The sequence below is a fragment of the Leptolyngbya sp. NIES-2104 genome (assembly GCF_001485215.1).
Lineage (GTDB): Bacteria > Cyanobacteriota > Cyanobacteriia > Leptolyngbyales > Leptolyngbyaceae > Leptolyngbya.
This window is the reverse complement of sequence record NZ_BBWW01000001.1, coordinates 2900549-2914964: the sequence shown is the minus strand read 5'-3', so window position 1 is coordinate 2914964 and position 14416 is coordinate 2900549. Positions and strand designations below refer to the sequence as shown.

General features: G+C 48.9%; 15 protein-coding genes. 5 read left to right on the top strand and 10 right to left on the bottom strand.

The window, feature by feature from the left end:
• Positions 1 to 36: 36 nt before the first annotated feature.
• Positions 37 to 900 (bottom strand): Uma2 family endonuclease, encoded by an 864-nt coding sequence (locus NIES2104_RS13610; RefSeq protein ID WP_058998719.1) that lies wholly within the window; start codon positions 898 to 900, stop codon positions 37 to 39.
• Positions 901 to 930: 30 nt separating this feature from the next.
• Positions 931 to 1683: a TIGR00297 family protein gene (locus NIES2104_RS13605; protein ID WP_058998718.1), complete on the bottom strand. Its 753-nt coding sequence runs from the start codon at positions 1681 to 1683 to the stop codon at positions 931 to 933.
• A gap of 97 nt (positions 1684 to 1780) precedes the next feature.
• Between NIES2104_RS13605 and NIES2104_RS13600 the strand changes: the two genes are divergently transcribed.
• Positions 1781 to 2173, top strand: a complete 393-nt coding sequence (locus NIES2104_RS13600) for a VOC family protein (RefSeq protein WP_370561221.1) — start codon at positions 1781 to 1783, stop codon at positions 2171 to 2173.
• Here the strand turns inward: NIES2104_RS13600 and NIES2104_RS13595 are convergent.
• The 4 genes from NIES2104_RS13595 to NIES2104_RS13580 form a co-directional block, all read right to left on the bottom strand.
• Entirely contained in the window at positions 2145 to 2921 is a 777-nt protein-coding gene (locus tag NIES2104_RS13595; RefSeq protein WP_058998716.1) for a hypothetical protein, read from the bottom strand. The two genes, NIES2104_RS13600 and NIES2104_RS13595, sit on opposite strands and share 29 nt — an antisense overlap.
• 204 nt (positions 2922 to 3125) lie before the next feature.
• Entirely contained in the window at positions 3126 to 3929 is an 804-nt protein-coding gene (locus NIES2104_RS13590) for a hypothetical protein (RefSeq protein ID WP_058998715.1), read from the bottom strand.
• 175 nt (positions 3930 to 4104) lie between these two features.
• A complete protein-coding gene (gene recR, locus NIES2104_RS13585; RefSeq protein WP_072218066.1) occupies positions 4105 to 4716 on the bottom strand; it encodes a recombination mediator RecR in 612 nt (203 codons plus the stop codon).
• Between the two features lie 33 nt (positions 4717 to 4749).
• Positions 4750 to 5100, bottom strand: coding sequence for a histidine triad nucleotide-binding protein (locus NIES2104_RS13580; RefSeq protein WP_058998713.1), 351 nt, complete (start codon positions 5098 to 5100; stop codon positions 4750 to 4752).
• Positions 5101 to 5185: 85 nt separating this feature from the next.
• On the opposite strand from NIES2104_RS13580, the gene NIES2104_RS13575 reads away from it, so the two are divergent.
• Together NIES2104_RS13575 and NIES2104_RS13570 are read left to right on the top strand one after the other, a co-directional pair.
• Positions 5186 to 6712 carry a YifB family Mg chelatase-like AAA ATPase gene (locus NIES2104_RS13575; protein WP_058998712.1) on the top strand — a complete coding sequence of 509 codons (1527 nt, stop codon included), beginning with the start codon at positions 5186 to 5188 and terminating at the stop codon, positions 6710 to 6712.
• A 67-nt stretch (positions 6713 to 6779) separates the two neighbouring features.
• Entirely contained in the window at positions 6780 to 7976 is a 1197-nt protein-coding gene (locus tag NIES2104_RS13570; RefSeq protein ID WP_058998711.1) for a DUF2252 domain-containing protein, read from the top strand.
• A gap of 1 nt (position 7977) precedes the next feature.
• On the opposite strand, the gene NIES2104_RS13565 is transcribed toward NIES2104_RS13570, so the two are convergent.
• The 4 genes from NIES2104_RS13565 to NIES2104_RS13550 all read right to left on the bottom strand — a co-directional run bounded on the left by NIES2104_RS13565 (position 7978) and on the right by NIES2104_RS13550 (position 12681).
• Positions 7978 to 8835, bottom strand: a complete 858-nt coding sequence (locus NIES2104_RS13565; protein ID WP_058998710.1) for a tetratricopeptide repeat protein — start codon at positions 8833 to 8835, stop codon at positions 7978 to 7980.
• Positions 8836 to 8903: 68 nt separating this feature from the next.
• A complete protein-coding gene (locus NIES2104_RS13560; protein ID WP_058998709.1) occupies positions 8904 to 10451 on the bottom strand; it encodes an ABC transporter ATP-binding protein in 1548 nt (515 codons plus the stop codon).
• A 182-nt stretch (positions 10452 to 10633) separates the two neighbouring features.
• The gene (locus tag NIES2104_RS13555; protein ID WP_058998708.1) at positions 10634 to 11581 is read right to left on the bottom strand and encodes an ABC transporter permease; all 948 of its coding nucleotides are present in this window, start codon (positions 11579 to 11581) and stop codon (positions 10634 to 10636) included.
• A 5-nt stretch (positions 11582 to 11586) separates the two neighbouring features.
• A complete protein-coding gene (locus NIES2104_RS13550) occupies positions 11587 to 12681 on the bottom strand; it encodes an ABC transporter permease (protein ID WP_058998707.1) in 1095 nt (364 codons plus the stop codon).
• Positions 12682 to 12829: 148 nt separating this feature from the next.
• On the opposite strand from NIES2104_RS13550, the gene NIES2104_RS13545 reads away from it, so the two are divergent.
• Both NIES2104_RS13545 and NIES2104_RS13540 read left to right on the top strand, forming a co-directional pair.
• Positions 12830 to 13576, top strand: a complete 747-nt coding sequence (locus NIES2104_RS13545; protein ID WP_058998706.1) for a hypothetical protein — start codon at positions 12830 to 12832, stop codon at positions 13574 to 13576.
• Between the two features lie 89 nt (positions 13577 to 13665).
• Positions 13666 to 14412, top strand: a complete 747-nt coding sequence (locus tag NIES2104_RS13540; RefSeq protein ID WP_192843581.1) for a DUF3153 domain-containing protein — start codon at positions 13666 to 13668, stop codon at positions 14410 to 14412.
• Positions 14413 to 14416 lie beyond the last annotated feature (4 nt).

Here is a 14416-nt window from a genome sequence, read left to right as displayed (position 1 = left end):
TCCTAGTCCGCTACACTCAAAAGCCACGATTCCAAACTAGAATTCGCGGATTTTAGCTTCAGAAATTCCAGTGATTTGAGCAATTTGGTCGATCGACATTCCCGATCGCAATAAATTCACCACAACCTGTCTCAGTTGAGATTCCGCCTGTTCTCGTGCTTGTCGCTCTTGCTCGATTCGTTCTGGATAGGATGGAATCCAATTCCCCTCAGCATCGTACCAACGAATCCAAGAGCGTGTAAATCTCTCAAATTTGCCGTACCAAACGCCTAAACCAATTCCCAGTAATGGGAGCCAGACTCGCGGATTTTCTCGATCGACTCGCTGTTCCTGATAGCGTCCGTCGATGAACTGGAAAAACCGTAAACGATTGCTGTACCGACTAAATACAAAGTAGTACGGAATTTGTAAAATCTCCCCGTACACTTGCAATTTGTGGGGCGGTTTGATGCCCGTTTCATCGTCTTCGATCGTATAAGGCGGCAAATCGTGCGGGATGTCCTCCTCAATCAGTTCATCGGTAAACGCGCCCAAATCTTCAAACTCTCGACCGGGTGAAAGCAGTTCAACAACGACACTGGGCGATCGACCTTCATCCCACGCGACATAGCTCAATCTAAGATCTTCCTGCGCGTACAATCTCGGCACATCCACGACAAGAAACCAATCCGGGCGTTTATGCCAGCGAGGATGATCGGGCGCGTAGTAGAGATTGATATCTGTGCCTGTGAAAATGCGATCGCTGTCATAATCCGCTAATCGAAGCGTTTGACTGAGTAATTGCGGTTGAATGTCATGAAATTCGTCGGGCAAACCGGACTCCATTGGATCTTCACTCGGCAAATCATACATGGTCAGAAGCTTCTGATTCGCGGGAGGAAATCTCAAGTTCGGCTGCATGATGAAACCTCTAGAAAGGTTGTTCTTATTCTAAAGCACCAGTCCGATCGCAATTGCCACGATCGCACCAATTAGCGTGTTCAAAATATTCACGACATCGTGAGTGAGAAGCGGGACTTTATCTTCGATCGTGGCTCCGATCAAACTCTCGATCGTGGTTGCCACAAACGCCGCGATCACACAAATTCCAATTCCGATTGGGCTAATAAGTCCAAGTAACCAGCCGACGATCGCAATCGAGATCGATCCAACAATTCCCGCGATCGTTCCTTCTAAACTCACGGCTCCTTCAGTTCCACGCGGGACAGGCTTCAAAGTCGTAATCAAAAAAGTTCGCTGTCCGTAAGCTTTCCCGATTTCAGTTCCGCAAGTATCAGAAAGCTTGGTGCAGAAACTTGCTACAAATCCCAATTGCAGCAATGGAATTAAATCGATCGCGATCTGCTGATTCGCCAACACAAACGCTAGAACTGCACAAATCGATCCAACCAGTGCTGATCCCCAAACATTCCCGGCTCCTCTGGCTCCCGATCGCGCTTCCGCAATGCCCAAAGCTTCTTTCTGATCCTTGCCAATAAAGGTCACGCCAGACCCAACTAGAAAGTAGAACATGACTAATAAATAGCCTTGCCATCCCAGACAGCCCCAGACCAGCACTCCAAGAATCCAAGCGTTTGCTAATCCACCAGGAGTCAGGAGTTTCTTCGGCACGATCGCAGCCACTCCGAGCAGAACCGTGTTCACCGCGATCGCAATCAGCCAGTCTGAGATATTTAGAGGCATGATTCACAGAAAAAATTCGCCATAATTGATTGTGACATCTTCTCTGGCATTGATTATGTCTTCAGTCCTGTTTCATCTAGCGTTTCCAGTTCGCGACATTCCCACGACAAAAACCTATTACGTAGACGGTTTAGGCTGTAGTTTGGGACGAGAAAATGATCAATCTGCAATTCTAAATCTGTATGGTCATCAACTCGTCGCCCATGTGACCCCGGACGAAATCGCACCGCAGAAAGGCATTTACCCACGTCATTTTGGGCTAGTCTTCACCGACGAAGCTGAGTGGAAAGCGCTGCTCGATCGAGCCGAACAAAAACACCTCAAGTTCTACCAACAACCGAAACAGCGCTTTCCCAGCACTCCGCTCGAACACCGGACTTTCTTCCTAATTGATCCGTTCGGCAACTTGATGGAGTACAAACACTACGCCCATCAAGGCGCGATTTTTGGAGCACAGAATTCTAGTCAAATTGGCGATCGCGAGAACTAGCGACCTTCTTCATCCCCATCAATCCAGGCAAAATTAACAAAGCCGCGAACATTGACGGTTCTGGGACAGTGACCGCTGCACTCGTGAGCGTAATTCCTCGCACTCTTAACTGAGTCCCCGCTGCAAACTGTCGCGCATAAAATCCGCTCACTGAGGTTGCATCTGTGGTCAACTGCACAAAAGCACTACGCCGCACCGTAAACGGGCTACCAGCCACCAAATTCGCTTCAAAAAAATCAATTTGATTATCTGCTGCGTCGAGAATCTGAAATCCGACAAACGAAGTTGCAGCCGCCCGCACACCCGGAACTGAATGAGTCAATTGTTCGCTCGCGCTCAAGGTTGCCGCAAAATCGAATCGGAATAATCCATCTTGTGTATCAAAATCGAGATTCGAGATCGAGCTTCCCAAGGCAAAACCGGAGGATCGCCGTCCGAATTGTTCTACTCTGGCATCTGAGGGTTGAGTAATCCGGGTGGGATCGGGCGGTAGGGTTGCGATCGCAGAAGCATTCGCGATCGCGCTAACGGTGCCATCGGTCGCATCCGTTGAAGTCACGGTCACAGTTCTTACTACCGGAAAGTTGGGATTAACAAGACCCGGACGATTGAAATTCTCTAGGGTGAGATTTGCGGTCGAAAAGGCAAGACTCGCCGCCCGACTGGGAGAAATCACGATCGTTGAACCCAGTACGATCGGAGCCGTAAACAGTAAACCTTGAATGACTGATTTTTTCGAGACTTTCATAGAATTGCGCTCCTAAGCGTTGATAAGCAATCGGATCTAAAACGGTAGGAGGCAATACCGAAGCAGAAATACTGAGATACTCGCAATTCTACTGAGAGAACAAATCGGTGTCAGGCGAGGGAATTTCGCCGCATGAACTTTTTATAGAACGATGAATTGAGTGTGAATTTGATGGCGATCGAAATCGATCGCCATTCCGTGAATTTAATCGGCTTGACGATCGCTCACCGCTTGCGGCGCAGCCTTCATCTGATTGCGCCGCTTGAGCCACGACAAAGCAGGCAGAATCACCACCGCAAACATCGGAGGAACGGGAACTCTCGCGACTGTCGCTTCAGCATTCGTAAATCCACGTACCGTCACGCCTGTACCGTCGTCAAATTTGCGGCGGTAGGTCCCTGCGATCTCCGCAAATCCTTCCCGCTGCTCTAACAGCGAAATATTCATATAGCTCGTATCGCTGAGTCTCAGTTGAAAGTCTGTGGGCGACCACAAATCTGCTCTCAAGTAGTCGATGAACGTGAATGGATCATCGTTCTTGTAGACTTGAAAGCTGGCGAAGCTATGCGCTCGTACGTTTGCGTCTGGGTCAGCTTGGGTGAGTAGATTGAGCGTTGCTTTGAAATTGAACTGAAAGTAGCCCGATCCAGGATCGAAGCCGATTCCAGTTTGTGAAAATCCCTGACCCGTTGCAAAATAGTTTGTTCCAATCCCCAGTGCTAAAGCGTTTGAGGATTGTTGAACGTTCTGAGGTTCAGAAAGCGCGGATGCCTCAGATCCTGCAAGGGCGAACGATTCGTCCACAGGTGCGATTGCGTCCGTGGACGTTCTTGTAATCGCCTCGAACGAGGTAGCATCTTCTGTCCACTCGAATTGATTCAGTGTAAGTTCTCCTCTTGCGCCAGCAATACTTGCGGCTTGGGCGGGAGAAATCGCGATCGTCGAACCGAATGCGATCGGGGCAGTGAGAAGTAATCCTTGAATTAACGCTTTTGGTTTTAATTGCATTCAGTGAGGCTCCTGAACAGGTGACAGCATGACAAGCAATCGGAGTGCAGCGCAGGAGGACGATCCAGGATTGGAATCAAACAAAGGACGCTACTCGCAGTTCTACGGAAAGAGCGAGTAGCGTCAGGCACATTATTGATTTCTATACGGAAACTTCACACAATCGAGTGAGGGCTTAATCCAATTCGCGTCTTCCTTCCAGTGCTCTTGCCAGAGTCACTTCATCGGCGTATTCTAAATCGCCCCCCATCGGCAACCCGAACGCGATTCGAGTCACACGAGTAAACGGTTTGAGCAAACTCCCGACATAGAGCGTGGTCGTTTCACCTTCAACGCTCGGACTAATCGCTAAAATCACTTCCTCGACTTTCTGCTGGCTCACGCGACGAACCAGTTGCTTGATGTTGAGTTGTTCGGGTCCAATGCCATCGATCGGTGAAATCAATCCGCCTAAAACGTGATACTTGCCGCGATATTCCCGCGTTTTCTCTAGTGCAATCACGTCACGAGAATCCCCCACGACGCAAATCGTTTTCGTGTCACGCTGCGGCGATCGACAAATATCGCAAACAGGTTCCGCTGACAAATGACCACACACAGAACAGTACCCAACTTGAAGCTTTGCCTCCATCAACGCCATTGCTAAAGCTTTCACTTCTTCTTCGGGGCGTTTAATCAAATGTAGGGCTAAGCGTTGGGCAGATTTGGGTCCAACACCAGGGAGGTGCTGCAATTGCTCGATTAATCGAGCTAAGGGACGTGTGTAAACCGTGGCTTTTCCTCCGATTTCGGCTCTATTCGATCGTAGCGCAAACCGCTTCTATCCGGGGGGCCAACTCATCGATCGACCTCCTAATAAATGCAGATGTAGATGATACACGGTTTGACCGCCATCTTCACCTGTATTGATCACGACTCGATACCCGTTCGTGAGTCCTTCTTGTTCTGCAACTCGTTTAACGGTGAGTAATAAATGTCCCATCAGGGCATGATCTGTCGATTCGGCATCGGCAAGTTTCGCGATCGGTTGTTTGGGAATCACCAGAATATGAACGGGCGCTTGAGGATTCACGTCGCGAAATGCCAGCGCTAGATCATCTTCATAAACAATGTCAGCCGGAATTTCTTTGCGAATAATCTTGCCAAAAATGGTGTCGTTCGAGTCGCTCATGTCGCTTAGTCGAGTGAGTGCGCTGTTATTGTATCAGTCGCCTGTTCTGGGTACGCTACCGATACGAAATTAGGAATCGGAAAGTATGTTAGCGCGAGTTTGGAGTGCGTCCCTGGTGGGCATCGATGCGGTGAAAGTGGGGGTAGAAGTCGATGTCGCTGGGGGATTGCCCGGAATCGTCGTCGTGGGATTACCCGGAACTGAGATTCAAGAATCGAAAGAGCGAGTGAGAACGGCGATTAAGAATGCTGGATTTGCGTTTCCGATGCGGCGAATTGTGATCAATTTGGCTCCGGCAGATTTGCGTAAGGAGGGACCGAGTTTTGATTTACCGATCAGTATCGGAATCTTGGCGGCATCGGATCAGGTAGCGGTTGAGAGTTTGGAGAATTATTTATTTTTAGGCGAAGTTTCTCTTGATGGAAGCTTGCGTCCGGTTGCGGGAGTTTTAGCGATCGCTGCCGCTGCCAAATCTCTCGGCATTTCTAACTTAGTTGTACCTGCCGATAACGTTCGAGAAGCCGCTGTCGTCAAAGATCTCAACGTTTACGGATTCAAGCATTTATCAGAAGTTGGCGCTTTTCTCAATGATTCTAGTGGCTACATTCCGGCTCGAATCGATGGTGAGCTTGAACTTGCAGAAATGCAGTTTTCTGCCCCAGATTTGCGAGATGTCAAAGGGCAAGCTCATGCCCGTCGCGCTTTGGAGATTGCCGCTGCGGGTGGACACAATTTGATTTTCGTTGGACCTCCGGGCAGTGGAAAAACGATGTTGGCGCGTCGATTACCGGGAATTATGCCGCCGTTGGAGTTTCAAGAAGCGCTAGAAGTGACTCAAATTCATTCGGTTGCTGGATTGCTGAAAGAGAAAGGATCGCTGATTGGCGTTCGTCCGTTTCGCAGTCCGCATCATTCCGCTTCGGGGGCGGCGTTGGTTGGGGGTGGAACGTTTCCCCGTCCTGGAGAGATTTCGCTGGCTCACCGAGGGATCTTGTTTTTAGATGAATTAACAGAATTTCGACGGGATGTTCTAGAGTTTCTCCGGCAGCCTTTAGAAGACGGAAGTGTGACGATTTCTCGCACTCGACAATCGGTTTCATTTCCAGCACAGTTCACATTAGTTGCGAGTACGAATCCTTGTCCTTGTGGATTTTATGCAGATACGGTTCAAGCTTGTACTTGTTCACCGAGGGCGAGAGAGCAATACTGGGCGAGACTTTCAGGTCCTCTAATGGACAGAATTGATCTACAAGTGGGCGTGAATCGGCTCAAACCTGAAGAGATTACACAGCAACCGACCGGAGAAGATTCGGAAACAGTGAGGGAGAGAGTGCAACAGGCACGCGATCGCGCTTCCCAACGTTTTCAAAACACCCCACTCCGCTGCAATGCCGAGATGCAGAGCGCTCATCTGCGCGAATGGTGCAAACTCGATAACGGAACGCGATCGCTGTTAGAAAATGCGATTCGACGCTTAGGATTATCGGTTCGTGCTAGCGATCGCATTCTCAAAGTGGCGAGAACGATCGCTGATCTGGCAGGCGATAACGATCTACAAACGCCTCATGTTGCAGAAGCAATTCAGTATCGGACGATCGATCGGATGCAGTAGAGGATTGGCTAAACTGCGGCGATCGAGTTCAGATGATAAAGTTGAATTTCTGAATAGGTTCCCGTAGATGTCAAGTCAAACTGTTGTCGATCGAATTATCGAATTCAATCAAGGGCGCGACCCTGAACTGTTGAAGCTGAAATACAAAGCGATGTCAAAAGATGCGTTTGTGTTTCTGCGTGGAACTTGTCATTTGTTTTATCAAGATTTGCCCGTTGAAGGTGTGTTTAGATCGGCTCCTCCGGTTTGGAGTTGTGGCGATTTGCATTTGCAGAATTTTGGCACGTTTAAGGGTGACGATCGCTTAGTTTATTTCGATGTGAATGATTTCGATGAATCGCTGTTAGCGCCCTGTACCTGGGACATTTCGCGACTGATCATTAGTACGATCGTCGGTGCTCATGCCCTGAATATCAGTGATGAAGACGCGATCGAGCTTTGCCAGTATTTTCTCGAAATCTATACCAAAGAACTGTCAAGCGGGAAAGATCGAACCATTCATAATGAGGTTTCAACGGGACTTGTCAAAGAGTTACTCACTCAATTGAAAACGCGCAAACGTAAAGATTTTCTAGATGAGCGTACGGAACTCAAAGGCAAACAACGATCGCTAAAACTCATCGATGGCAAAACGACACCCGCAACCGAAGACCAACGGCAAAGGGTGAAAGATGCGATTGCGAAATATGCCGAATCTCAAGAAAATCTAAAATTTTATACGGTTCTCGATGTGATGCACCGGATTGCTGGAACTGGAAGTTTGGGACTCGATCGCTATGTGATTTTAGTCGAGGGCAACGGTTCCCCAAATCAGAATTACTTGCTTGATCTCAAAGCATCACGCTCCTCTTCCCTGCGACCCTATACACCCTATCCTCAACCGAATTGGAGCAACGAAGCCGAACGAATTACAGCGATTCAAGATCGATTTCAAGAATCTCCGCCTGCTTTATTAACGCCGTTGGTGATTCAGAATCAGCCTTATGTGCTGCGAGAATTGCAACCGACTGCCGATCGCGTCAATCTCGAAAGCAAAGACGGCAAGATTAAACGCCTGAAAAAAGTAATCAAAACGATGGCAGAAGTGACCGCTTGGGGACAAATGCGAAGTACAGGGCGACAAAAATCTGCGATCGCAGACGATCTAATCGAGTTCGCTGCCACTGCTCCAGAATGGCATTCGGAAGTGATGGAATATGCACGATCGTATGCCGCCCAAGTTGAGCGAGACTATCAAGCATTCAAAACTCAACTTGGGAAGTGAATCACTGTCTTGCTTGCTGGCGAGTCAATTCCTGATACATTGCCTGAGCACCAAACTGACGAGCAAGATTGATCGCTCTCTGCATATCGGCTCTTGCGGCTTGAGTTTGTCCCATCCGTTCATGAGCACGAGCGCGATACTCATAGGCTTTGATGTAGAACGGATTGAACCGGATTGCAGTGGAAAAATCAGCGATCGCCGAGCGATAATCCTGCATCCAGAGATAGGCAACTCCTCGATCAACATAAGGACGTGCCGATCCCGATGGCAATAACTCAACCGCTTGATTGAACGTATTTAACGCAGCTCGAAAATTTTGGGCATCAATTTGGCGATATCCTTGTTCAATCAACTTCCAGACATCGCCTTGCGGAGTTTGTCCAGCGGTCGCGATCGAAAGTTCAAGCAGACTTAAGTCGCTGTGATAGAGATGTCGAGTGGTTTGCTCTGCCATCAACGCCGCACTTTTTTCAGTATCAAGTCTCGCTTGGCGTTCGTCGCCTAAACGCGATCGCACCAGTGCCAATCCTGAATACGCGATGGCGGCTTTGGGATCAATTTGCAGAATCCGGTTGTAGCTGTCTAGCGCTTGCGGTAATTGTCCGCTTTGAAGTTGTGCGAGTCCGCGTCCGCTGTATGCCTCTTTGAAGTTGGGATCGAGTTGGATGGCGCGGTTAAATTCTGCGATCGCGTTTTGATAGCTGCGATTGCGGAGGTGTCGCATTCCTTGATCAAAGGCGCGGTGACTTTCGGCGCTTTCTTGAACGAGCGTGGGAGTTTGGGCGGCAAGTTGCGGTTGTCCGAAAAGTGAAAGCGAAAAGACTGCGATCGGAAGCCAAATCTGAGCGAACGATTTCATAGAGGAAACTCAGTAAGGAAGTCAGTGATTTCGTAAAGTTTTTACAAAATCGCTGTGTGACTTCCTTATTAGTGCCCAGTCATACTGCGTCCGATCGCATTGAAGTCGGCTTTGTCAATTGAACTTTCGTATAGAAATTTACCGCCGCTAATCACTAGAATGCGATCGGACAATTTCAGCAGTTCATCTAAGTCCTCGCTGACTAAGAGCACCGCAACACCCCGATTTCGCGCTTCCAGAATCTGATTGTGAATATCTTCAACTGCCGCAAAATCTAGACCAAAGCAGGGGTTTGCCGTGATGAGTAGCTTGACGCGATTGGAGGAAAGCTCTCGTGCTAGAACAGTTCGCTGCACATTTCCGCCTGATAAGTCTCGCACTGGGGTTTCTGGAGATGGCGTTTTGATGCGGAACTGTTGGATGAGTCCTTGAGCCGCTTCGCGAATCGCTTTGAAAATCAGCAGTAGACCTTTGGATTGGGGGGGTCGATCGAAGGTTCGCAGCGCCAAATTTTCCGCCACGCTCATGTGAGGGACACAGGCATTTTTGAGCGGTTCTTCAGGTAGAACGAATACGCCATGTTGGAACATCTGCGATCGTGTGGCTTGGTAGATTTCCCCGTTGACGAGAATTTGTCCAGAAGTCAGCGATCGCTGTCCCGCCAAGACTTCGACAAATTCCCGCTGTCCGTTGCCTGAGATGCCCGCAATTCCAACAATTTCGCCGCTATGAACATTCAAATTTACGCCTGCCACGCCTTCGAGTCCATTATCTTTATCAGCATGAAGATTCTGAACTTCCAGCACTGGAACTGGGTTATCGTGTGGGACTTTTTCGACGGGTTGCGGTTCGCGTCGTTCACCCATCATCATTTCGGTAATGTCAGGAACCGTGAGAACGCTCATGCTGCCTGTTCCCGCTAATTTACCGCGCCGTAAAACGGTAATTTCATCAGTAAAGCCCGTGACTTCACGCATTTTATGACTAATCAGCAAAACGCTTAATTGTCCTGCGCTCACCTGTTCTCGCAGCAGTCCGAGAATTTCATCAGCTTCACTCGGTGTTAGAACCGAAGTCGGCTCATCGAGAATCAGAATCTTGCTCTTGAGATAAAGCAGTTTGAGAATTTCAAGCTTTTGTTTTTCGCCTGCTGCCAGTTGAGACACCAGAGCATCCAGAGGCAATTGAAACGGCGAAGTTTGCATAAATGCCGAGAGTTTTTCGATTTCGGCTTTCCAATTGATCACGAGATTGCCGCCCGATCGAGCAATGATCAAATTTTCCGCGACCGTCATCGCTGGAACTGAGGTGAAATGCTGATACACCATGCCGATCCCGTATTTTTGGGCATCGCGAGGAGAAGCGATCGTACAATCCTGTCCGTCCAGTTGCACCTTGCCGCTCGTCGGCGTATAAAACCCCATAATGCACTTCACGAGCGTACTTTTTCCCGCCCCGTTTTCGCCCAACAGTGCATGGAATGTTCCGGGTTTGAGCGTCATCGAAACGCGATCGAGTGCGGTAAACGATCCAAACCGTTTGGTCATTTCCCGGACTTCGAGCAGTGGCGGCGATTGTTGAGTGTCCAAAATTGAAGGTTCAGTTGCAGTGGTCATATGGTTGAATTTGTGATGTGCGATCGATGATTCATTTCGACAGTTTTTGGCTTCGTTGTTAGCGGCTTCTGCCCCCTAAATCTCCCATTCTGGGGGGACTTTGAGAAATTTAAACTCTCTTGTCTTCAAGCCCCCCACTCGTGGGGGATTTAGGGGGCTTTCCGAATTCGCAAACGCAGCGATCAATTCAATGTCCCCAATGCGCCGGGAGCGCCCGAAATCGTCCGTTTTGGTGAGCAAGTCAAAATCATAATAAGCAGCGTCAACACATACGGAGCCGCATTGAATAAATAATATCCAGTGTCAATCCCCACCCCTTGCAAAGCAGGTCCGATCGATTGTGCGCCGCCAAACAACATCGAAGCCCACAAACACTGAATCGGATTCCACCGAGCAAAAATCACCAGCGCGACCGCCATCAACCCTTGTCCGCTCGAAATCCGCTCCGACCAACTTCCGGGATAATACAGCGACAAATACGCGCCCCCAATTCCCGCTAAAAATCCGCCCGCCATAATGCACAGCATCCGAACTTTTTTAATTGAAATTCCCATCGCCAAAGCTGCTTCAGGATTATCGCCCACGGCTCGAACGAACAATCCCCAGCGCGTCGCTTTGAAAAACCAATTCATCAAAGGCGCGATCGCAATTCCCAACACAAACAATAAATTAATCCGAAACGTCTGCTGAATCTGCGGAATCGAACTCCAATCGCCAAGCCCAATAGACGGTAACGCGGGTGCAGACGGTTGAATAAACGGCTTTCCTAAAAAGAACGCCAATCCGCTCCCGAAAATAATCATCGCAATCCCAACCGCCACGTCATTCACCTTCGGCTGTTGAGATAACCAAGCATGAATGAACGCGAGAAGCATTCCAGCCAGTCCCGCCGCCAGCACACCGAGCCAAGGAGAAACAGCACTCCCCACGGTTCCCTGAGCCAAATACGCCACAGCATACGCGCTCATTGCTCCCATCAATAAATTCCCTTCCAAACCGAGATTAATCTTGCCGCTTTTCTCGGTCAAACATTCGCCCAAACTGACAAACAAAAAGGGTGCACTGCCTCGTAGCGTTCCAGCCACGATCGCTAAAGGCACTCCCCACCATCCCAGTGCTTCTGTTGCCATGTCGTTTAACCTCCCTGAACGGCTGATGATACGGGCATTTTCGGCTCTGGTTCTTTGAAGATTTTGAACCGTCCATACAGCGACTCGCTATACAGCACCACTAAGAACACTAATCCTTGTAAAACATACACGGTGGCATCGGGTAGATCTAATCGCCGCTGTAGAATGCTGCCACTTGCAAGAATTCCACCAAATAAAATCGCGATTAGACCCGCTGCGATCGGGTTATTCCGCGCCACAAACGCGACCAAAATTCCCGAATAGCCATAGTTCGCATTCAGCGATTCATTCGCCCGTCCATGGACTGCGGCAATTTCCACCATTCCCGCCAGTCCTGCACAAGATCCGGCTAGAAAACAAATTGCCAGCGTCAATTGTCCGACCGGAAGCCCCGCAATTCTCGCAGCTTTAATATTCCCGCCTGCGGTTCGTGCAGCAAATCCAAACGTCGTACGCTGAATCAGAAAGTACGCAATTACACAAGCAATAATGCCGTAGATCAAACCGTAGTGAACTCTGGGCAAAAATGGAATCGTGCCAAGACGATCGAGATCTGGAATCGCATAGCTCGAAGGTTTATTGAGCGAACTCGGATCGCGCATCGGACCACCGACCAGATGATTTAGAAGCGCGATCGCAATATAGTTCATCAGCAAACTACTAATCGTTTCATTCACGCCGCGATAATGGCGCAACGCTCCCACGATTCCGATCCAAATTCCGCCACCGAACATTCCCGCGATCGCCATTAAAGCTTGGGTGATAGTTGCAGGCGCTTGATTAATCGCAGATAATCCCACGATCGTCGCTGCAATTCCACCAATCACTAATGCGCCCTCATTCCCGATAATCACCAGCCCCAATCGAGCAGGCAACGCCGTACACAGCGAAGTCAACATCAACGGAGCCGCACGAATCAGTGAATTCTGAAACGATGACCAGCTTCCAAATGCCGCTTGGTAAATTGCTCCGTAAACTTCAAACGGATTTGCACCCGCCGCAAAGCAGAAGACCCCGAACAAAACCAGCGAAAAGAGGAGGGCAGCGATCGGAATACAAATCGCCTCTAAGGTTTTGCGCCAATTTCCGACAGTGAACATCTCGATAACCTATGTGAATCTCAGTATTTTCGCTTTTTCATTCTGCTAAAAATGTACCTCTGCTCACGAATTTATATTGCTTAACAAAGGGGATTTCGGAACTGAAATCGCACGTTACCATGACCAGTAAGACTTTCAAACCTCACTCATGAATCTTTTAACTCAAGTTCTTCACATTGTCGGTTCCGGCGCGAGTGCTTACGTCCTCTCTAGCAGCATTCGTGACGCTAAAACTCGTCCCAATGTCCTCGCAGGCTTCCAAATGGCAGAATCAGGAGCCGTTCCGTTTCTGCAAGCTCTACGCGATCGTGCTGCTTCTGAAGGCGAAACCTGGCTGGCTGAAAGACTCGATCGCCACGCCAGCGACGAAAAACGCCACGGTCAAATCTTTGCTCACGGGTTGAAACAACTCGATCGCAAAGTGATGGACTTCAGCAAAATGCGCGAACGAGAGATCGAAGGCAATCCAAGCGAACAACGTAGCCCCTTCTTCGGTGCTTACTTCAAAGGCTATTCTCAGGAGCAATTAAAGCCTGAGAATATTGAGTGGAGCGTGTTTATGGCAAGCACTTACATTCTCGAACTCGATGCCAGCAAAGACTTCGTGAGAATTGCGAATGCGTTACCTGACGATGCAGTCAGCACGAATCTGAAGAAAGGCATCCTGAGCGTCGCACAGGATGAAACTGGACATGCGGCTTATTTGCGTGAAGCAATGGAGCGCAGATACGGAGCGCGTCAGACTCAGAGTTTGATCGACGAATGGCGATCGCGCAAAGTCGATGCGATGCTTGCCTCGATGCAAAGCTTCATCAGTAAAGGCGGCAAGATGACGCAAATGGTTGAAGAAGGGGCACCCGTCGATATGAACGCAGTGGAACAAGTTGCAGCCTAGTTCCTTGAATTCCATGAAGCGAATTGTCCACGATCGCCCATCGTGAGCCATCATAGAAAGCGCTGATTCGATCGCCCCCTGATATGTTTGTGAAATTCACTCGATGGTTCAAAACCTGCATCGTTCTTCTATTTGTCGCACTCGTCACTTCTGGCTGTGTCAATTACGATGTTGGGATTCAGTTTGAGAGTCCAAATCGGGGGGCGATCGTTCAGCGAATTCAACTCGACGATCGCTTATCCACGTTCACGAGTGGTACGGCTCAAACGTGGCTTACAAATATCGATCAGCGAGTCAAACGATTACAAGGCAAAACTCAAAGACTTTCAAATCAAGAAGTTTTAGCCACCATTCCGTTTAGTAGCGGACAAGATTTAGAGAAGAAATTTAATCAATATTTCAGTGCAGAACTCGCGAAAAAGATTCGGAATAAGAAACCGTTAGAGCTACCAAAAATTGATTCTAAATTACAAGTCAAACAAGGAAATTTCATCTTATTTGAACGGACTCGATTAATTTACGATGTCGATTTACGATCGCTCGGTGTCACGGCTCCCGATGGCAATGTTTTAGTCAATCCGAGTTCACTTCTCGAACTGCAATTTAGCGTGAATGCACCTTGGGGAGCAAGTAGCTCAGCCAAAAATAGCGCCGTTCGTCGGGATGGAAAGCGAGTGATTTGGACACTCCAACCCGGACAACAGAATCATATTGAAACTGCATTTTGGATGCCTAGCCCACTTGGAATTGGAACCGTGATTGTCATCGCGATCGTAGCGGCTGGTATCTATTTCAAAAACCAACAATTACCGCCTGCGGCAAAACCAGCAATCTAAACCA